16 protein-coding genes and 1 pseudogene are annotated in these 19,939 nt (G+C 42.8%); 12 read left to right on the top strand and 5 right to left on the bottom strand.

Features of this window, described 5'->3' with window-relative positions; all coding sequences use genetic code 11:
• From ACTJKA_RS05015 to ACTJKA_RS04990, 6 genes and pseudogenes are all read left to right on the top strand, one after another.
• Nucleotides 1-102 (top strand): annotated as a pseudogene (locus ACTJKA_RS05015) (DUF1433 domain-containing protein); the annotation flags it as partial.
• A gap of 99 nt (nucleotides 103-201) precedes the next feature.
• Nucleotides 202-1,137, top strand: coding sequence for a nucleoside hydrolase (locus ACTJKA_RS05010; protein WP_345911480.1), 936 nt, complete (start codon nucleotides 202-204; stop codon nucleotides 1,135-1,137).
• 116 nt (nucleotides 1,138-1,253) lie between these two features.
• Nucleotides 1,254-2,087 carry a MurR/RpiR family transcriptional regulator gene (locus ACTJKA_RS05005; RefSeq protein ID WP_034646848.1) on the top strand — a complete coding sequence of 278 codons (834 nt, stop codon included), beginning with the start codon at nucleotides 1,254-1,256 and terminating at the stop codon, nucleotides 2,085-2,087.
• 185 nt (nucleotides 2,088-2,272) lie between these two features.
• Nucleotides 2,273-3,817: a gluconokinase gene (gntK, locus tag ACTJKA_RS05000; RefSeq protein WP_024720429.1), complete on the top strand. Its 1,545-nt coding sequence runs from the start codon at nucleotides 2,273-2,275 to the stop codon at nucleotides 3,815-3,817.
• 24 nt (nucleotides 3,818-3,841) lie between these two features.
• Entirely contained in the window at nucleotides 3,842-5,170 is a 1,329-nt protein-coding gene (locus ACTJKA_RS04995) for a GntP family permease (RefSeq protein ID WP_039164961.1), read from the top strand.
• Nucleotides 5,171-5,279: 109 nt separating this feature from the next.
• On the top strand, nucleotides 5,280-6,380 hold the full coding sequence (locus ACTJKA_RS04990) for a DNA alkylation repair protein (RefSeq protein ID WP_052320660.1): 1,101 nt from the start codon (nucleotides 5,280-5,282) through the stop codon (nucleotides 6,378-6,380).
• A 219-nt stretch (nucleotides 6,381-6,599) separates the two neighbouring features.
• On the opposite strand, the gene ACTJKA_RS04985 is transcribed toward ACTJKA_RS04990, so the two are convergent.
• Nucleotides 6,600-7,937 (bottom strand): amino acid permease, encoded by a 1,338-nt coding sequence (locus tag ACTJKA_RS04985; RefSeq protein ID WP_007498042.1) that lies wholly within the window; start codon nucleotides 7,935-7,937, stop codon nucleotides 6,600-6,602.
• A gap of 318 nt (nucleotides 7,938-8,255) precedes the next feature.
• Between ACTJKA_RS04985 and ACTJKA_RS04980 the strand changes: the two genes are divergently transcribed.
• Nucleotides 8,256-9,770: a methyl-accepting chemotaxis protein gene (locus tag ACTJKA_RS04980; protein WP_076821408.1), complete on the top strand. Its 1,515-nt coding sequence runs from the start codon at nucleotides 8,256-8,258 to the stop codon at nucleotides 9,768-9,770.
• Nucleotides 9,771-9,811: 41 nt separating this feature from the next.
• Here ACTJKA_RS04980 and ACTJKA_RS04975 read toward each other — a convergent pair whose 3' ends face one another.
• A complete protein-coding gene (locus ACTJKA_RS04975; protein ID WP_417901794.1) occupies nucleotides 9,812-10,795 on the bottom strand; it encodes a Gfo/Idh/MocA family protein in 984 nt (327 codons plus the stop codon).
• 144 nt (nucleotides 10,796-10,939) lie between these two features.
• Nucleotides 10,940-11,299, bottom strand: a complete 360-nt coding sequence (locus ACTJKA_RS04970; protein WP_007498034.1) for a MerR family transcriptional regulator — start codon at nucleotides 11,297-11,299, stop codon at nucleotides 10,940-10,942.
• Between the two features lie 311 nt (nucleotides 11,300-11,610).
• Here ACTJKA_RS04970 and yidA point away from each other — a divergent pair, with 311 nt between their 5' ends.
• Complete coding sequence (gene yidA, locus ACTJKA_RS04965) at nucleotides 11,611-12,423, top strand: sugar-phosphatase (protein ID WP_007498032.1); 813 nt, start codon at nucleotides 11,611-11,613, stop codon at nucleotides 12,421-12,423.
• Nucleotides 12,424-12,458: 35 nt separating this feature from the next.
• On the opposite strand, the gene ACTJKA_RS04960 is transcribed toward yidA, so the two are convergent.
• Nucleotides 12,459-13,466, bottom strand: a complete 1,008-nt coding sequence (locus ACTJKA_RS04960; protein ID WP_142153279.1) for a LuxR C-terminal-related transcriptional regulator — start codon at nucleotides 13,464-13,466, stop codon at nucleotides 12,459-12,461.
• Nucleotides 13,467-13,591: 125 nt separating this feature from the next.
• On the opposite strand from ACTJKA_RS04960, the gene ACTJKA_RS04955 reads away from it, so the two are divergent.
• The 3 genes from ACTJKA_RS04955 (at nucleotide 13,592) to ACTJKA_RS04945 (ending at nucleotide 16,847) form a co-directional block, all read left to right on the top strand.
• A complete protein-coding gene (locus ACTJKA_RS04955) occupies nucleotides 13,592-14,299 on the top strand; it encodes a class I SAM-dependent methyltransferase (protein ID WP_309174270.1) in 708 nt (235 codons plus the stop codon).
• Nucleotides 14,296-15,393 (top strand): saccharopine dehydrogenase family protein, encoded by a 1,098-nt coding sequence (locus ACTJKA_RS04950; protein ID WP_017358626.1) that lies wholly within the window; start codon nucleotides 14,296-14,298, stop codon nucleotides 15,391-15,393. Before ACTJKA_RS04955 ends, ACTJKA_RS04950 begins: the two co-directional genes overlap by 4 nt.
• Before the next feature lie 182 nt (nucleotides 15,394-15,575).
• Nucleotides 15,576-16,847 carry an MFS transporter gene (locus tag ACTJKA_RS04945; RefSeq protein WP_216942999.1) on the top strand — a complete coding sequence of 424 codons (1,272 nt, stop codon included), beginning with the start codon at nucleotides 15,576-15,578 and terminating at the stop codon, nucleotides 16,845-16,847.
• Nucleotides 16,848-16,942: 95 nt separating this feature from the next.
• On the opposite strand, the gene ACTJKA_RS04940 is transcribed toward ACTJKA_RS04945, so the two are convergent.
• Nucleotides 16,943-18,766, bottom strand: coding sequence for an acyltransferase family protein (locus ACTJKA_RS04940; RefSeq protein WP_268359743.1), 1,824 nt, complete (start codon nucleotides 18,764-18,766; stop codon nucleotides 16,943-16,945).
• A gap of 239 nt (nucleotides 18,767-19,005) precedes the next feature.
• On the opposite strand from ACTJKA_RS04940, the gene ACTJKA_RS04935 reads away from it, so the two are divergent.
• Nucleotides 19,006-19,881 carry an aldose 1-epimerase family protein gene (locus ACTJKA_RS04935; RefSeq protein ID WP_268359741.1) on the top strand — a complete coding sequence of 292 codons (876 nt, stop codon included), beginning with the start codon at nucleotides 19,006-19,008 and terminating at the stop codon, nucleotides 19,879-19,881.
• Nucleotides 19,882-19,939: the final 58 nt, after the last annotated feature.

Below are 19,939 nucleotides of genomic sequence, written 5' to 3'. Positions count from 1 at the left end.
GAAGAATATAAAGATGAGCCGGAAGTGAAAGAAAATTACCTTAAAAGTTTTACTAAGGAGGAACGTGAACAGTATCTGAGAGACATTGGAGAAAAAGAATGAAAAATATCCGTTAGCCGTATGTTCTTTAAAAAACGATGACCAAAGTAATATGCTATCATTCCCCTAACAACACTTACAAAAAAGGGAGAGCTTTCAAACATGGCAAATAAAAAGAAATTGATCTTGGATGTAGACACTGGAATTGATGATGCGATTGGTATTTTGCTTGCGGTGAAAAGTAAGCGGTTTGATATGTTGGGGATCACAACGGTGTGCGGGAATGTGTCTGTTGAAGCGGCGACGTTGAATACGTGTAAAGTGCTTGAGTTGGTTGAGGCAGAGGAAATCCCTGTCATCAAAGGTGCAGTAACGCCTCTTTTGAGAGCCCCTCATTATGAACGTCGGGTGCATGGGGAGGATGGAATTGGCGGCGCTTTAAAGGACGCCCGGCCTAAGAAGACCGCGGATGAAGGTTTTGCGCCTGATTTTATCATTGACCAAGTGCTGAAGTATTCGAAGCAGGTTACGCTTGTGTTGACAGGGCCGTTAACGAATTTAGCCCTTGCGGTAAAAAAATGTCCTGAGCTGATTCATCACGTGAAAGAAGTCATTTTTATGGGGGGTGTCGTGCAGGGACAGGGGAATGTCACACCGGTTGCGGAATTTAATACATATGCAGATCCAGAAGCGGCGAAATTGGTGCTGGAGGCTGGTTTCCCTTCATTGACTCAAGTAGGGCTGGATGTCACGAGACAGGTCTTGTTAACGGATGAGAGAATTGATGCCATTCAAAATGAAACGTTAGCCGGTTATATCAGAGAGAGCACAAGCATTTACCGCCAGCGCTATTTTGAGCGGAATGGGGTGTGGGCATGTGCCATGCATGATCCGCTTGCTGTAAGTCTTGCAATTGATAAACAACTTGTGAATACACAGGCTTTTCATGTAGAAGTGGAGACGAAGAGTGAGTTCTGCGATGGTCAAATGATATGTGATTTTCAGCACCAATGGGGAAAAGATCGCAATCTTCAAGTGTGTATGGATGTAGATGCTGAAGGGTTTTTTGATTTAATGATCAAAGTCTTGAATTCTTAAAAAAGAAGTCTGTGCAAACAGGCTTCTTTTTTATAAGATGGGAACATGAGGAAATGTATGCGCTAACATTAATGAGGAAGGAGTGAAGTCAATTGGCTTCTGTCAGTTTTAGTAGTATGGATAAGATAAGGGCAGCAAGCAGAGGATTGCCGCCAAAACTGAAAGCAATTGCTGAGCACATTACGAGTGAGCCCCGCGACATCATCCATTTGTCGATTGTCGAGCTTGCCAAAAAGACAGCGAGCTCAGAGGCAACGATTTTTCGTCTTTGTAAAAGGCTTGGATTTGAGGGGTATCAAGATTTGAAGATTGCTATTGCCCAGGAAATAGACCAAACGAAGCCTGATTATGTAGATGAAGAGATGAGTCTTGACGATGATACTGCCGTTTTTATGCAAAAGGTATTTCAGGCGAACATCACTGCATTAAAGGATAGTTTTCAATTGTTGAATCCAGAAGATGTAGAAAAAGCCGTACAATTAATCCATGAAGCAGAGCGCTTAGAGTTTTATGGCAGCGGTGGGTCTGGCCTCATCGCCACAGATGCTTTTCACAAATTTATGAGAACAGGCATCAACTGTATTGTTCATACAGATTCTCACTTTCAAGCGATGTCGGCAGGCCTGCTTGATCAAAAGAGCACAGTGCTTGGTATATCTCATTCTGGTCGAAATAAGGATTTACTGGATGCGATGAAAACAGCTAAGGAAAAAGGAGCGAAAACCATTGGCATTACAAGCTATCAGCGTTCTCCATTGAGTCAGCTTGCAGATGTCACGCTGTATACATCAACGCAAGAAACGGCTTTCCGAACAGAAGCGATGTCTGCTAGGCTTGCCCAGCTTACTGTGATTGATGTGCTATATTTTGCGCTTGCACATTTAAGGCAGCAGGAAACATTAACAAACTTAAAGCAAATGAGAGAAACCATTTCTCAAAAAAGAGTGTAATAGTTTCAAAAATAAATTTTTCTATTAGTGAAAAATGCTGTTGTGGTAACGATTCTAAGGTTTTAAATGAAAATTATTTTCTTTTTGGTCGTTGAATGTCGAAAAAAATATTCCTATAATGGGATTTATCAGGTACACCGGCACCACGACACTTTATTTCAAATCAATGATTGGGCGTGATACAGATGAAGGGAAACCAGGCGGTAATTGGTTTGGATATTGGAACAACAAGTACAAAGGCGGTTCTATTTGGACCACAGGGGAAAGTCATATCAAAGCATTCTGTTCCTTATGACCTCATTCACCCCCAGCCAGCATGGGTTGAGCAGAACCCTGAACATATTTTAGATGCTGTGATTGCGAGTGTAAGAGGCGCATTGACGAAAGCAGCATTTGATGCAAAAAACCTCATAGGTGTGGGAATTAGTACGGCGATGCATTCCTTAATCGTCATGGATGAGAATGGAAAAGCATTAACAAACAGTATCATTTGGGCTGATAACAGAAGTGCAGAACAAGCGAAACGAATCATAACGGACTTAGATGGCTTTCAAATTTATAAAAGAACCGGAACACCGATCCATCCAATGTCACCGCTTTCGAAAATACGATGGATCAAGGAAATGACACCTGACGTCTTCAATCAGGCAGCAAAATTCATTTCCATCAAAGAGTATGTTCTTTATCATTTCTTTGGTCAGTATGTGGTCGATTATTCAATCGCATCAGCAACAGGACTGTTCCGATTGGAAACGCTTCAATGGGACGAGGAGGCACTACGCATTGCAGGAATTCAGGTGAATCAGTTGTCTGAACTTGTTCCAACGACGCATCAGCTGCGTGGTCTTCAGCCAGAAATTGCGCTGCGAATGGGCATTGAAGAAGATACACCATTTGTTGTGGGCGCAAATGACGGTGTATTAGCGAATCTTGGTGTTGGTGCGATTGGCAAAGGTGAGGTAGCAGTCACGATTGGGACAAGTGGTGCAGTACGTACAGTCGTAGATCAGCCAATTACAGATGAGCAATCAAGAACATTTTGCTATGCATTGACGGACAAGCATTGGGTGGTCGGAGGACCGACCAATAACGGCGGAATTATGCTGAGATGGCTGAAGGATGAATTTGGGTCGTCAGAGGTGGAGGTAGCAAAGCGTCTAGGTGTAGACCCTTACGATCTAATGATTGACATTGCAGAAAAGGTTCCAGCTGGCTCAGAAGGACTGCTGTTTCTACCATTTTTAACAGGTGAGCGAGCACCTTATTGGAATCCAAACGCAAGAGGCACGTTCTTTGGGATTGGTCTTCAGCATAAGCGCGAGCACTTTATTAGAGCCGTGTTAGAAGGCGTCATTATGAGTGTTTTCTCGATCGGTGTGGCACTAAGAGATTTAACAGGTCCAGCGAAGGATGTCAGGGCTTCTGGTGGATTTGCGAGATCCCCTCTATGGCGACAGATTTTGGCAGATACGATGGGCAGAGAAGTGCTCGTTCCAGAGAGCTACGAGGCTTCCGCACTTGGGGCGGCTGTCCTTGCACTTCATAGTTTAGGTCATATGGAAGAGATAGAAGAGGTGCAGGAATGGATTCGTATTTCTGCCCGCCATGAACCAAATATGAAGAACAACGAAACATACATAGAGCTGTTTTATTTATATGAGCGTCTCTATGACAAACTGAAGGATGAATTTGATGTCATTAGTGCGTTGCAATTAAAACAAAATCGTTAAACATCGGGGAAAAGGTGGGAGAACATGCTTTTATTCATTGTGATTGCGGCGATTGTCCTTTTACTCATTCTCATTACAGTCGCTAAGTTGAATCCGTTTGTGAGTTTGATCATTACCTCTATGCTAGTAGGTTTTGCTACAGGAATGGATTTACAGGAAATCATTCAATCGATTAAAACGGGATTAGGGAACACGTTATCATTACTGGCGATTGTGCTAGCGCTTGGGACGATGCTTGGGAAAATGATGGCTGAGTCAGGGGGCGCTGAGCGGATCGCTCAAACACTCATCAGCCGATTTGGGACGAAGAATGTGCATTGGGCGATGATGTTTGTAGCCTTTATCGTGGGGATACCTGTCTTTTTCCAGGTCGGATTTGTTCTTCTCATTCCCTTACTCTTTACCATTGCGATTGAAACGGGCATTTCGCTCGTGACGATTGGGATTTCATTAATCGCAGGCTTGTCTGTTGTGCATGGGTTAGTCCCGCCTCACCCAGCTGCAATGGCAGCAGTAGGCATCTATCATGCCAACGTGGGGAAAACGATTTTCTTTTCAATCATCGTCGGTTTGCCAACAGCTATTATTGCTGGACCGCTGTACGGTAAGTGGATTGGAAAACGGATACATAAACCAGTTCCAGAGCTGCTCAGAAAGCAATTCACGGAACGAAATGCTGATCGGAAGCTTCCTGGTTTTGCAAATACGATGTTTACCATTTTGGTGCCGGTCATTCTTATGCTGCTTGCCACGTTGGCGGACATTATTTTGCCAGAGGATAGTATGTGGTATCAGATGTTCAAGTACATTGGAGATCCTATAACAGCTTTACTGATTGCGACAGTGTATTCTTTCTTTAGCCTTGGCTTTATACAAGGGATGAGCCGTGACCGAGTGCTGTCATTCAGTAATGATTGTTTGGGACCGATCGCTTCCATTCTGCTTGTGATTGGTGCAGGCGGAGCGTTCAATAATGTATTGATCGATTCAGGCGTTGGGGATTATATTGCTGATTTAGCCAAACACTCCCCAATCTCACCGATTTTACTTAGCTGGCTGATTGCTGCGGTTATTCGTGTGGCAACAGGATCTGCTACAGTATCCATGATGACAGCGGCCGGAATTGTAGCCCCAATCGCTGCATCCATGCCGGATGTGAGCAGAGAGCTGCTTGTTTTAGCAACAGGAGCGGGTTCACTGATTTTGTCTCATGTCAATGACTCTGGTTTTTGGCTGATCAAAGAGTATTTTGGTATGACCATTAAAGAGACGTTCTTGACATGGACGGCTATGGAGACCATCATTTCCGTTAGCGCCATTGCATTTATTATGATCATTAATATGTTTATATAACGGCACAACAGCTCAATTCTTCGGGATTGGGCTGTTTTTGGTTTGTTGTTATGCCGCTTTTGACAATTTAGGATAAAATAATGATATTGAGCTATGGGAGGCGGACACGATCGAACCTTTAAAACATGTATATAATAAACCATTTATTCAACATTTAGCAGAAAAACTTGCGCAAGCGTCAACTGTATTTGATGCTGATCACTTTCAGCAGCTTGTGTTTCAAGAGGATTGGGAGCAGCTCGAGTTGAAAGGACGAATGAGAAGAGTAACTGAATCGATGCACGCCTGTCTGCCTGAGGATTATGAGAAGGCAATCGATGTACTGCGTCAGACAGCACCGCATTTTACAGGGCTCAGTGCGCTTGTATTTCCAGACTACGTCGAGACATATGGTGTTGACCATTGGAATATCTCGATCAAAGCACTTGAATTCTTTACACCGTTTTCCACTGCTGAATTTGCCGTTCGACCTTTTCTCATTCGAGATCAAGAGAAAATGCTGGCGCAGATGCTTGTGTGGTCACAGGATCAAAATGAACATATTCGCCGTCTCGCTAGTGAAGGATGCAGGCCTCGTTTGCCGTGGGGATTATCCGTCCCTGCGCTGAAAAAGGACCCTTCTGTCACGCTGCCCATTTTAGAAAATTTGAAGTCAGATTCGGCCAAGTATGTGCAAAAAAGTGTGGCGAATCATTTAAATGATATTTCTGCAATTCAGCCAGACCTCATGAAGCAAATGGTCAAAAGCTGGTATGGAACCAATGAACATACAAACTGGATTGTCAAACATGCATCCCGTACGTTATTGAAAAAAGGCGATCCAGATATCATGGCTTTATTTGGCTATGGAGATGATCCGTCTATCCAAGTAACGGATTTGAAGGTGACGCAAGACCCCGTTCGTATTGGAGAGAAACTGACCTTTCATTTTATTCTTCAGGTTGATAAGCCATTAAAGCTGCGCGTAGAGTATGCCATTGATTACGTGAAAGCTCGTGGTACACGCAATCAAAAGGTATTTAAAATCACAGAATTTGAAACAGGATCGGCGCTGCATAGAGAATTTGTCCGGTCACAGTCGTTTCAAAATATGACAACGAGAAAGCACTATGAGGGCATTCATACATTAACCATCATCATCAACGGCATCCCAAAAGCGTCTGTTGATTTCGAAGTCGCAGCAGCTGCTCATGAAAAAACCCGCCACTGAGGCGGGTTTCAGCGTGTAGACAAACCCTCGCATTCGGTGTCAGTCCTGCGCGCTGGTGCTCACGAATGTCAAATTCGCTCCGCGCCAGTACTCGTCCTTCCTAGGGCTGCAAAGGTTTTCTATCACGCTGAAAAGAAGACAAAGGGCTAAAATCAAGTTCATTTTAGCCCTTTGTCAACAATTTGATACCCGCCACTGAGGCGGGTTTTTGCTTCGTTTCTAAGCTTTCTTTTTCATTAAGAATGAAGCAATGATGGCGGCTGCTAAGAAACCGATACTGATAATCGAGCTAGGTAAGTTCTCTGGTCTGAATAGGAACAGAACAAAACTGACACTGAGTACAAGACCAGCAAATAAAGTGAAATACGGAAATAACCAAACTTTGAAATACGGTTCCTGCGGATATCTTGGACGCAGTTTCAAATGAGCCAGACAGATGCTGATCCAAATAAGAGAAACCGCAAAACCAGGGATAGCCAGCATATAGCTGAAAATTTGATCTGGGTACAAGTAAGCAAAGAATGTTCCGATTAAAAGAAACAGAACGGTCACCCATAAACTTAAAATAGGTACACCTCTTTTGTTGACCTGTGCCAGCTTTTTTGGACCGCCGTCTGATTTAGATAGAGAATGAATCATTCTCGTCGTACCGTAAATACCAGAGTTGGCGGCAGATAGAACAGCTGTAATTAAGACGAAATTAATGAAGTGAGAGGCACCCTGCATGCCAGCTGCTGAAAAGACTTGGACAAAAGGACTGTTATTCGGATCGATTTGATTCCAAGGAATGAGTCCGCAAATAATCAAAATCGGCAGTGTGTAAAACAAGATGATGCGCCACATCATACTTTTGACAACACCAGGTAACACCTTTTCTGCATCCTTTGTTTCTGTAATGGTCAGCCCGATCAATTCAGAGCCTCCATACGAGAAGATCACTACTAATAATGAGGCAAAGACAGCACCCCATCCGTTCGGGACAAAGTTTTGGTAATTGGTGAGAACAGGCGTGCTTTGTTCGCTCGGAATGATTCCAAATAATAATGCAGCACCGAGAATAATAAACACAATAATAACGAAAATCTTCATTCCAGCGAACCAAAACTCAATTTCACCAAAGTATTTTACATTATTTAAATTAATTCCGATGACTAAGAGCGAGCAAAGTAAACATAAAGACCATAATGGTACGTTTGGCATCCAATATTGAAGCAAACTCCCCGCTGCAATGATTTCAATGACACATACAGTGAGCCACATAAAACAGTAAACCCATCCGACAACAAATGAAAAACGTTGACCAAGCGCAATCTGTATGAGGTCGCGAAGGTTATTCCCCGGGTAGACGATGGCCATTTCAGCTAAAGCCGCCATGACAATGAGAAGAAGCAATCCAGCAAATACATAGGAAAAGATAACTCCAGGACCTGCTAAGCCGATTGTATCGGCACTTCCTTTAAAGATTCCTGTACCAATGACCCCGCCCATCGCAATCATGCGAATATGACGCGGCGATAAAAGCTTTTTTAATTCGTGTTGTTCCTGATTCGCGCTCATGACGTTCTCCTTTTTTAAAATGCTTATGTTCCATTTTCTTTTTTCGAGCGGTCAGTGTCAATATAAAAAAAGAGATTTTTCAGACAAAATAGGCGGTTGATTCTATCAAATGAGCCGTTTTCTTCCATAAATCTTTTCCATGACCCATCCCCAAAATCTGAAACTTCGTGAAAAAATGAACTTTTGCCTTCATTCTGACATAAACAATTTTCAGTTTTTGTCGATATATCTTTTGTATTACTAAAGTCCTAATAAAGAATTGTTTATAACTGTAAAATATTTCAAAAACGTACGAAAGAATGAAAGGAGTTATTGAAGATGTTTATGAGAAAAGCAAGTGATTCATCGTCGGAGGCCCTTCTAAGTGAAAGCAGTCAATTAGTTGAACGAATAGAGAAGGGAGATTTTTCAGCCAGAATTGATACTGCTGCATTCTCTTCTAGTCAAACAATAGAAGCAGTGGCTCAAATAAATGAAGCGTTGCAAAAGATGCAAGAAGCGCAAGAAGATATTCATATGCGTATGAATTTAGTGACAAAAGCCATTAAAGTGGGTCTATGGGATATGACGGTTGTAGCAGGAGATCCTGTGAATCCAAAAAACGAATTCACATGGACGGATGATTTCCGCAAAATGCTAGGTTTCCAAAATGAAAACGATTTTCCGAATGTCTTAGACAGTTGGGCATCTCGAATTCATCCAGATGAGCAGGAATACACCTTGAATGCATTCTCTACGCATTTATTGGATCATTCTGGCCGTACACCGTATGATATCGAATATCGTCTGATGTTGAAAAATGGCGAGTATCGCTGGTTCAAAGCAACTGGAACGACGATTCGAGATCGAAATGGGGTACCTCTTCGTGTGGCAGGGGCTCTTTTTGATATTCATGATCAGAAATTGAAAGAAGAAGAGCTGCAAGCATTCGTGACAAGATATGACTTGATCAACCGTGCGCTTGTGGAAGCGCCTTGGGATATGGTTGTAGAGGCTGGCGATCCTGTCAATCCAAACAATGAATTCTGGTGGTCTCCGCAGTTTAGAAAAACGCTTGGTTTTACAGATGAAAAGGATTTCCCGAACGTGTTGAGCAGCTGGAGTGATCGTTTGCATCCTGAAGATAAAGAATCGGCTCTCCAAGCCTTTGCGGATCACTTAAATGACCATTCTGGCCGTACACCATTTGACATTGATTATAGATTGCAGAGTAAAAATGGCGAGTACCGCTGGTATCATGCGGGTGGTGAAACCATTCGTGATGAGAAGGGTGTCCCTTTACGTGTCGCAGGAACGATTCGTGATATTACGTTAGAAAAAAATAAAGAAAAAACAGCCAATGAAATGGCTTCCCAAGTAGAGCAGCTTTCAAGTTCTATTAGTGAAATGGTATCTGGCATCAGTTCTGTGACAAACCAAGCACAAGAGCTTGCTGTCGCTCAAGAGCAGTCAACGTCTGCTGCTAATCTGGCGAAAAACAGTGCAGATGAGACGAAGAACATTTCAGACTTAATCAAAGAAGTGGCAAACCAAACGAATCTGCTTGGTTTGAATGCCGCGATTGAAGCAGCAAGAGCAGGCGAGCAGGGCCGCGGTTTCTCAGTCGTTGCCGATGAAGTGCGTAAGCTAGCGCTTCATAGTGCCAATGCGACAGAAAATATCGAATCTAGTTTAACTGAAATGAAAACACAAATCGATCAAATTCTTGAAAATATCTCCAATATGACAGCTCTTACGCAAACACAGGCTGCTTTGACAGAGCAAGTGAACGCTTCCGTTGATGAAGTGAATCATATGTCTCAGCGTCTAGTGGCATATTCAAAGAGTATCTAATGTCAAAAAACCGCCTTTTCATCAGAAGGCGGTTTTTTTATTTAAGCATGATCTGCTGGGAAAACAATACCGGCGTCTTTCCTAGCGGCTTCAAGAACCTTCATGACAGAAAGACTGTCATCAAGCCATTCATAACACTTTTCGACATTTCCGGTTTCAATGATATGCTGAAATGCTTCTGCTTCATAAAACAGGCGGTTCGAATTGGTTTGTGCATTGAGTGAAGTGACTTGGTCTCCTATATGCAGCAACACTTCCTCACAGCCATTCGCACCATTTTTGACATGCAGGAACCCTTTTTCCCCTTGAATCAAAGCGAAATTCATACTGCTTGTATCTTTGCTGCCAACACTTGTGGCGATGAAATCATTGTAAGTAAAAGTTAATACACCAGATGTGTCGATGCCGTTTGGATGGCGGTTGGCCTGGTAACGAACGTCTTTCGGTGAACCAAATAGATTCATAATGAAATGAACATTGTAAATGTTAATATCCATGAGAGCACCGCCTGAAAACTCTGGGTTAAAGACATTCGGCGTTTCCCCGGCGAGCAGCTGATTATATTTACTTGAATATTGACTATAGTTACATTGAACGAGTTTGATTCTGCCTAATTGATGAAGGTGTTTTTTGATTAAATGATAGTTGGGCATATGAACGGTCGTAATGGCTTCAAATAGGAAGAGCTGCTTTTCCTTTGCGAGAGCGATTAAGGCTTCTAGCTCTTTCACATTAGAGGTAAAAGGCTTTTCGCAAATCACATGTTTTCCGTGTTTCAATGCAGCCGTGGCATGCTCGCTATGTAAACGATTGGGTGATGCGATATATACCGCTTCTATGTGGGGATCTTCTAACATAGTGGTTAAATCCGTATAAGTCGTTTGCACCCTAAATTGATCTGCGAGTTTCTTTGCCGTAGCTTCCTTTCTTGAATAGACAGCGTGGCAAGAAGCACCTTCAAGCTGTTCAATTGCCTGGAGGAAACCTTCCACAATCACACCTGTTCCAATGGTTGCTATTCTCATTCTATTCATAACCCCTTTCATACGATTGATGTCACGTCAAGCTGTCTCTAGTATACCTGATGTTTTCATACAACGTGTACTTAACAGCTAGGCGCAGAGGGGTGCCAGTAAAAAATACCGGCACATCTTTGGCAGTCTCTACAATTAACTAATGTTAGCTAATGTTTGTTTCGTTAACAGTTGAATGGCCGCCTTCCTCTTTTTTAACTCTTGAATGGATTTTTGAATATCTTCTACTTTTTGTTCGAGCAGCTGTTCCGCTTCTGTTTTCGACTGTTTCTCGAATAGTGACGTGATAATTTCTCGAATTTCTTTGAGTGAGAAATCTAGCTTTCTTGCTTCAGTGATAAAGGATAGCATGAGTACATATTTTTTATCATATAAACGATAGCCGTTATGTGCTCTCTTAGGCTCGGGGAGCACACCCTCATTTTCATAAAAACGAATGGTTTCAATATGTACACCAGACATTTTTGACAATTTTCCTCTCGTAAATGTAATCATTCCCTGCACCTCCTTTCTTTGCTATCCATCATACAATTAGATTTGCTAGTTTCAAAATATTCTTCGATGAACATTTGTTCCTTTTCATACTGTTAAAATGACAGGTCTGTCCTATTCACAGCGGATTTCATAGAATAGGTTATAATAGATGAGGATGAAGTGATTTTTTGTTACAGATATGAACAAGTAGACAGTGTGAGAAAAAAACGATAGGCTAAAATAGGTACATAGTATGATGAACAGCATGTGATCATGTAGATGATCACTCAAAATAGTGACAGCACGTTTTGCTGAGAAAAGGGGAGCAGTGAATGTATAAATTAGTCGCAATTGATATGGATGGTACGTTATTAAATGATCAGCATATGGTGCCGGATGAGGTGTTTGAAGCCATTCAACAGGCGAAGGCAGAAGGCGTTAAAATTGTTTTATGTACAGGCCGGCCGATTGGCGGGGTGCATCGCTATTTAAAAGAGCTGCAGCTTGATCAAGAGGGGGATTATGTCATCGCCTATAATGGAGCGCTTGTACAAAACAGCCATACAAATGAAGTCGTATCAGAATTAACTTTATCCTATGATGATTTGACTTCTTTATATGAACTGAGCCGTCAGCTGGATACACCTATGCATTATTTCGATTCGGCTCATCTATACACACCAAATCGGGATATTAGTGAATACACGGTACTTGAATCGTATTTAACGAAATTGCCGCTTAAGTATTTACCTGTCGAAGAGGCAGACCCATCCATGAGACTTCCGAAGATGATGTATATTGATCAGCCGGAACGTTTGGAAAAGACGATACAAGCCATTCCATCTGAAGTGAAGGATCAGTACATGATGGTAAAAAGCACAGATTTCTTCCTAGAAATTCTTCATCCTGATGTGAGCAAAGGGAATGCAGTGAAGCTTCTAGCGCATGAACTGGGGATTTCTCGTGAAGAAGTGATGGCGATTGGTGACAATGGGAACGACGTGTCGATGCTAGAATTTGCGGGCTGTGGCGTTGCGATGGGAAATGCCATTGAAGATGTCAAAGCAGTTGCGGATGTTGTGACAAAATCCAATAACGAAGCAGGAGTCGCACATATCTTGCATGAGCGAGTCATCGGAAAATAAAGAAAGAGCGGTCTACCAATGAGGTAGCCGCTTTTTTATATGTGTGAGAAAAAGTAAACAAGCATACGTCTGCTGTTCAAATTTGTTTTTTCGAGCATCGCCTTTACATGATCATGCACCGTATGAGGCGAGATAAATAACGTACTGGCAATTTCTTTTGTGGATTGTCCTTTTATTAAGCAGTCAAGGACGTTCATTTCTCTTTCTGTTAGCCGATATGTTTTCGCTATATAAGGAAGGATGTCACTTGTTTGAGCTCGTTTAATATGAATCATGACAGCCTCTTCCTGCCCGGCTGCTTGTGCTAAACGAAATGCTTGAAGAGAGAGAAAACGCCCTGTCGGCATTCTGGTGATGCTGACCGCTGTTTGGTCACCGCCGCCATATAAAAGCTTAGCACCTAATGCTCTAAACGGACGGGGCATGATGGCACCGTCATGAATTTGCTCAAAGGTTTGGAAGGTGTGGAGCCAATGAAGTCCAGTTTCATTTCCATAAAGAAGATGGTAATCGTGTGAAAGAATGAGGAAGCCTTGGTGTTCCGCCGTTTCATCTTCTTCCGTTTCTCTTCTTTTAAAAAGTTCATCTCTCAGTTTGGCTGCGAGTGCTGGTGTTTGACGACTAACCGCTTGTATATCTTGTTCATGAAAAGGTTCCTTCTCCTTTTTCCGATAAAGGCTGGCGATTCCCCAGCATTCACCTTGAATCACAAGGGCTGCCCGCAATTCATCTGCCCATCCGTTAGGTAACAAAATGTGCTGGTATCGACCACTATTGGTGTATTCTCCGCTTTGGACGAGACTGGCAGCGTGGACAGGACCTTTCGCTAGATCTTCATGCTGGTGCACATCTTTTTTTAAATATTCATTTTGAAACAGCTCGTTATGTATGGCTTCAATCGGTTCATCTGTAAAAGAACCCGTCGAGAGGAGAGTAGCTGGATCAATGGTTGTGATACAGGCAGCATCAAAATCACAGATAGCAGCAAGTTCATCTCGAATGTTTTTTCTCAGCTGCTGAAAATGAGCGGCTGGATTGTTCATTTGATCTCCTCCTCAATATCCCTACTTTTAGGGATCGTTTTTTCTCATCTATCTTCTTACAATGAAGATAACATACCGTTAGTGTAAAGGAAACGAAGCAAAGCGGAAACTGGAGGAGAAGACATATGAGTGTAAATCAACATTGGCATGATCCTGTTGCTGAATCCTATGCAGCGACAATTGCACATAAAGTACCGGGCTATCATCTTTTGCATGAGCTGACAGTGGATAGAGTAGAAATCGAATTAATGGGAGCGGCTTCTCGCATGTTAACAGTCGGAGCAGGTGGGGGCGAAGAGATCATCAACATGCTTCAAAGAAATAAAGACTGGCATATCACAGGGGTTGATCCATCTCCAACCATGCTTGATATGGCCAAGCGCAGAGTGGCACAGCTTCATATGCAAGATCGTGTCACATGGTATGAGATGGCCTTAGACAAAGTGCCGGTTGAAAAGTTGTACGATGCAGCAGTAAGTTTGCTTGTCATTCATTTTGTAAAAGATCAGCTGACCTTTTTACAGGAGATCGCCCGCCGGCTTCAACCAGGGGCGCCTCTCATGTTGGCGTTTATTCAAGGAGACCCGAAAACGCCGACATTTCAGCAGGAGCTTCATATGCTTTCTCTATTCATGAATCGTCAAGGCTTGGGAAAGGAAGTGTTTACGTCCTTCCGAGAAAGGCTGGGTGTCACAACATATCCCGTGTCTGAAGAAAAGATGACAGCACAATTAACCGAAGCAGGATTTCAAGACATCAGACCTTATTTTCAAGTGGGCATGATCAAAGGGATTGTTTGTAAAAGAGGCGATAGAAAGGCGGTTGGAAAATGAGGTCAAAAGTGATGGTGATAGGCGGTTATGGACATGTGGGGCAGCAAATATGTCTTCAATTAAGTGACGTGTATCCTGGGCAAGTCTTTGCGGCCGGCCGAAGTTATGAGAAGGCTGAACAATTTGCACGCCAAACGAATGGGCGTGTACGTCCATTTCAGATAGACGTAAGACAACCAATGGATACGGACTGGATGGATGAAACGAAACTCGTGATCATGTGTCTGGATCAAGATGACACGTCATTTGCTGAAACATGCTTACGATCAGGTATAGATTATCTCGATATTTCGGCAAAAGGAGCCTATATTGAGAAGCTAGCAAAGGTCCATCAACAGCAATTGAACGCAACGGCTGTGCTGAGCGTAGGCCTTGCACCTGGTCTCACCAATTTGCTTGCAGCGAAGGCGGCATCTATTCTGACCTCTGTGGAGCAAATTGATATTAGTATCATGCTTGGGCTAGGTGACCAGCATGGAAAAGCAGCTATTGAATGGACGCTTGATCATGTGCATACGGATTATGAGCTGACGAAGAATCATCAGCGAAAGAAAGTCAAAAGTTTTACTGGAGGGAAACGCATTGATTTTGGCAAAACGCTTGGAAAGCGGCAAGCCTATCAGTTCCCTTTCTCTGACCAGCAAACATTGCCTTCGACGCTCCATGTGCCTTCTGTGACAACAAGGCTCTGTTTTGATTCTGGTGTAGCGACACGTGCATTTGCTCTCACAAGGAAACTCGGAATGACGTCCCTTCTCACGATGCCGAAAATCAAGGAACGTGCCATTTCACTGATTCAATCTGCTCAAATGGGTACAGATCAATATGCAGTGAAAGTGGAAGCGGTAGGAATGAAGGGTAACGAAATTCATCAAGCAGCGCTTGGAATAAAAGGTCGCGATGAGTCTCAAGCAACGGCTCAAGTCGCCAGTGCTGCGGCACTGCATGTATTGAGCAGGCAGTTTCAGGCAGGTGTCTTTCATATCGAAGAATTATTTTCATTAGCGTATGAGAATGGTGATTTTGCGTTGGTGGATCAAAAAACGAAGGAAAAGCACGCATTAGCATTGAGAGCCAGCCTTTTAACGGCATAAAAGAAAACGACAAGAGATACGCATCAGCTCAAAAGTACAGGTCAGTCATGTGGGCGCTTTATTCATGATCCGAAAACAACCGCTTGCTCTCCATGTAAATGGCCGAGAGGCAATCAAAGATGGTAGTCGGAGCTGATATAATGGTTACATTGGGCAAATAAATCTCAAGTGGGTGTTTACAAGTGCTAGATACAGAAAAAGATGTAGTGAAGAATTATATAGATTCACCCCAAAAATTGAAAAAATTATATAAACGAGTATTGTTCGTTGTCAGTCTATCGCAAATATTTGGAGGGGCTGGAATAGCTGCAGGAATTACGGTAGGTGCCATTTTAGCGCAACAAATGCTTGGAACTGAAGCCTATGCAGGAGTCCCAATCGCTTTATTTACTTTGGGGTCAGCTGGGTCAGCTTTCATTGTAGGAAAGCTTTCGCAATGTTATGGACGACGCATCGGTTTATCGACAGGTTTTGTTGCTGGAGGGCTCGGAGCAATTGGCGTTGTGCTGGCAGCTATGATGAATAGTGTCACTTTATTATTTGCATCGCTCTTCATTTACGGAGCAGGAACATCCACGAACTTACAAGCGCGTTATGCTGGGACGGACTTAGCGAATTCTAAACAGCGTGCAACTGCCATTAGTACAACAATGGTCATGACAACATTTGGAGCAGTAGCAGGTCCGAATTTAGTTGAAGTGATGGGTAAATTTGCAGTGTCCATTGGTGTTCCAGCACTTGCCGGTCCTTTTATTTTATCAGCAGTAGCATTTATTGTAGCTGGTCTTGTTCTTTTTATTCTGCTGCGTCCTGATCCATTAGACATTGCCCGAAGAATAGCAACTTACAAAGCAGAACATGGTCATGGAAATAAAGCAGATGCTGCTGATAAAAAAACAGATAAAAAAGGGCTTACAGTAGGTGCCACAGTGATGATCTTAACTCAAATTGTCATGGTGGCACTCATGACCATGACACCGGTGCATATGCAGCATCATGGTCATGGATTAGCCGAAGTGGGCATTGTGATTGGTTTTCATATAGGGGCCATGTATCTTCCTTCACCTATCACGGGTGTACTTGTAGATAAACTAGGACGAACAGCTATGAGCATAGCGTCGGGCATCACATTGTTACTTGCTGGTTTATTAGCAGCATTCGCACCAAGTGATTCAATGATTCTATTAATCATTGCTTTGTCTTTACTAGGATTGGGATGGAACTTTGGTTTAATTAGTGGTACTGCTCAAATAGTGGATGCTACAGAACCATCAACCCGGGCAAAAACCCAGGGAACACTCGATGTTTTTGTTGCGTTAGCAGGTGCTTCTGGCGGTGCCCTTTCAGGAATGGTCGTGGCGAATACGAGTTATGCTACATTATCTTTAAGCGGAGGAATTTTATCGTTAATTCTCATCCCTGTCATCGTTTGGTCTTTTAAAAGTAAAACATAATGCAGCTCTGTGCTCATCCATCACAAAAAAGACATGCCTCCAATCATAGGAAAGCATGTCTTTTTTGAATCTCTCTTCACAGGATGCTAGTCTTCTTATGATGCCGAGGACACATCTCCTTTTTTCTTGATACTGGCTTTAATGAGCTCAGTCAATGTGTCAGAGCCTTTTGTGGAAAGATGAACACCATCTGGCTGAAAATAGGATGGCTGTCCGGTAGCGGCTGAATGCCAATCGACTAAGCTCACATTGTGATGTTGATTGGCCACACGCTCAATGACTGCATTCACATCATTTTCCCAAGATCTTGGAACGCGAGTGTTCACAAGAAAAATATGTGCCTTCGAGAAATGTTGAATGAATGAAGTCAAAGTCCCCTCTGTAAAATAACCATTTGTGCCAAGCTCAATAATAACAGCGGCATCAGCCTTGTTAAAAGAAGCATATTGAGGGGCGATGCGGATGGCTTCGTTCATTTGCCTTCCGACCCTTGCGTCAATGGTGATGGGTTCATAGGCCTTTTCTAAATTTGCAGCAATGTCTAACATGACGGAATCACCAATGGCAAGAACTTGGTGAAATTGTTTAGGATCGGCTGCTTTTTTCTCATGTTTGTCTTTCTTTTTCTTCACTTTTGATTCTGTCTGACCGCCTGCCTTTTTGGCCGCTGTCTTAATTTGTGTTACTTCCTTGGCATGTGGGGATGTATGAGACGAGCTAGACATGCCAATGGTAAATAAAATCAAAAGGACTGCGGCAATCCCAAGAAACACTTTATTGGACATAGACCATTGCTTGATTCCTGTTTTCCAAATCGACCAAGAGGCAAAATAGTGTCTAAACCCAAGTTTACGAATCGGCTGTTCGATCAAACGATAGGAAGCCTCTGATATGAGTAGAATTGCGATGAGCTGCAATGTGACACGTCCTATAGAAGGCTGTCCAATCTCAATGACCGGTGTGGTCAGCACGATAATTGGATAATGCCATAAGTAGATGCCATAAGACCGCTTTCCGAGCCAAACGAGTGGTTGAAAAGACAGCCATTTCCCAATAAGACTGGCAGGATGGCAGACACACGCAATTAAGATCGCTGCATTCAGACAGAATAAAAGCATACCGCCTTGGTAGAGAAAGCCGTCAAATTCGTCGACTGCATAAACACATAAGAGGAAAATGACCATCGAACCGAATCCGGCTATTTGTAACATACGTCTGCCGACAGGAAGTAATTTTCTGCTGGAAAGTCTGTGCATGGGCCAGACAAATGCAAGACTGCACCCGATGAGGAGTGCAAACGCACGTGTGTCTGTTCCATAATAGATCCTGCTCGGGTCAGTATCCGGTGAATAGAGAATGGCCATCCATAAAGCAGATACAAGTGCCAGACCAAAGGTGATCATAGGAAGATGGGATCTGTTTTTCACCCATTTCAGTCCAGCAATCAACAGTACCGGCCAAATGAGATAAAATTGCTCTTCAATTGCCAAAGACCATAAATTTTTTAGTGGAGATACAGCATTGAAGCTGTCGAAGTAAGAGAGCTGATGAAAAATGTACCACCAGTTACTCACATAAAAAAAGGACGATAAGGCATCGCCACGAATGGACATTAATGCATTTGAACCAGCAATGGCGCACCAGCTGACGATTAAAAAAATCATGACGTAGGCAGCTGGAAGCAGCCTTCTGATGCGGCCCATCCAAAAAGGCAGAAGCTCTTGATAGCCCAGATCCTGCTTATGCAGCAAGATGGTTGTAATCAAGTAACCAGAAATCACAAAAAACAAATCAACACCAAGAAACCCGCCGCTTGCGGGTTCAATATGTAAGTGATAAGCAATGACCGCCAATACGGCAACAGCTCTCAGCCCATCTAATCCTAATATGTAACGTAAACGGTTTTCCTTGCTGTTCATGAAAAAGAATCCCCCATCAATGTCAAACGCGTCTTTTTTGTTGTCACTCCAAAAGAACAACGATTCTTTTATTTTATATAAGATTAGACGAATCAGCATTACATTTTGTTGGCGAATTTCTGTCCTTTTTAAAATTTTTTTATATGAAGAAATATTCTAAGGCTTGAGGGATTCTTATTTTTATACTCAAACCGAAAATCCCTGTCATAATAAAAGAAGAAGGAAAGGGGATGTGTTGAATGAGAACGATTGAAAATGATCTGTTATTGGTTCAAATCAATGAGAGAGGTGCCGAGGTGAGAGAGGTGCTTCATAAAGAAAGTGGACGTCAATATATGTGGTCTGGTGACCCTGCTTATTGGGGCAGGGTGTCGCCCGTCTTATTTCCGATTGTCGGACGGTTGAAGGATGATCAATACAAGATAGACGATCAAACGTATCAACTCTCGCAGCATGGATTTTTGCGTGATGTTGATTTTGAACTATTTCAAGAAGCAAAAGATCAGGTGGTTTTTCAATATCAATCAAATGGCCGTCACACGTCACAATATCCGTATGAATTTACAGCGCGCATCAGTTATGCACTGTCGGAAAATGGACTAACGATTTCCTGGGAAATTGTTCATGAAGGAGATGGCACGATGTATTTCTCGATTGGCGGGCATCCGGCATTTCATGTCCCGCTTGTTGAAGGCGAGCAGACAGCTGATTATTCACTTACATTGGCACCTTCCACCGAACATGATCCAGTCCAATATGAACTTCATGATTCACTTGTGAGAGAGAAGGAGAAAGGTGTTGAGTTTGAGCCGATTCAACTTCGCCCAGAACTTTTTCAGAACGATGCAATGATCTTTAGTCATATTCATCAAGTATCATTGACTTCTCAAGCAGGTCACGGCATTGAGGTCGATCTCAGTGGTTTTCCGTTCGTTGGTATTTGGTCTCCATATGATCAAGAAAAGGGAACAATGGCTCCTTTTGTTTGTATTGAGCCTTGGTATGGGATCGCTGATATGGAAGGGACGAATGGGCAGTATAAGGAGAAATTCGGCATTCAAACTTTAGAGAAGCAAGAGACCTTTCACGCAGCCTACACCATTTTCTTTAAATGAACATTTGTGCATGGTGAAGTGAACAATTTGTTATGATAGAGGAAAAAAGGAGGCGTAC

Source organism: Bacillus sp. 22190, from assembly GCF_052045575.1.
Classification (GTDB): domain Bacteria; phylum Bacillota; class Bacilli; order Bacillales; family Bacillaceae; genus Bacillus; species Bacillus altitudinis.
Note: the sequence above shows the minus strand (reverse complement) of the source record. Positions and strands in the feature narration are given on the sequence as shown.

Coding starts and splice junctions, on each gene's coding strand:
- ACTJKA_RS04995 (WP_039164961.1), top strand. CDS start 3,842: ATGCTTTTATTCATTGTGATTGCGGCGATTGTCCTTTTACTCATTCTC.
- ACTJKA_RS04935 (WP_268359741.1), top strand. CDS start 19,006: ATGAGAACGATTGAAAATGATCTGTTATTGGTTCAAATCAATGAGAGA.
- gntK (WP_024720429.1), top strand. CDS start 2,273: ATGAAGGGAAACCAGGCGGTAATTGGTTTGGATATTGGAACAACAAGT.
- ACTJKA_RS04975 (WP_417901794.1), bottom strand. CDS start 10,795: ATGAGAATAGCAACCATTGGAACAGGTGTGATTGTGGAAGGTTTCCTC.
- ACTJKA_RS04980 (WP_076821408.1), top strand. CDS start 8,256: ATGTTTATGAGAAAAGCAAGTGATTCATCGTCGGAGGCCCTTCTAAGT.
- ACTJKA_RS04940 (WP_268359743.1), bottom strand. CDS start 18,766: ATGAACAGCAAGGAAAACCGTTTACGTTACATATTAGGATTAGATGGG.
- ACTJKA_RS04960 (WP_142153279.1), bottom strand. CDS start 13,466: ATGAACAATCCAGCCGCTCATTTTCAGCAGCTGAGAAAAAACATTCGA.
- ACTJKA_RS05005 (WP_034646848.1), top strand. CDS start 1,254: ATGGATAAGATAAGGGCAGCAAGCAGAGGATTGCCGCCAAAACTGAAA.
- ACTJKA_RS04950 (WP_017358626.1), top strand. CDS start 14,296: ATGAGGTCAAAAGTGATGGTGATAGGCGGTTATGGACATGTGGGGCAG.
- ACTJKA_RS04970 (WP_007498034.1), bottom strand. CDS start 11,299: ATGATTACATTTACGAGAGGAAAATTGTCAAAAATGTCTGGTGTACAT.
- ACTJKA_RS04955 (WP_309174270.1), top strand. CDS start 13,592: ATGAGTGTAAATCAACATTGGCATGATCCTGTTGCTGAATCCTATGCA.
- ACTJKA_RS04985 (WP_007498042.1), bottom strand. CDS start 7,937: ATGAGCGCGAATCAGGAACAACACGAATTAAAAAAGCTTTTATCGCCG.
- yidA (WP_007498032.1), top strand. CDS start 11,611: ATGTATAAATTAGTCGCAATTGATATGGATGGTACGTTATTAAATGAT.
- ACTJKA_RS05010 (WP_345911480.1), top strand. CDS start 202: ATGGCAAATAAAAAGAAATTGATCTTGGATGTAGACACTGGAATTGAT.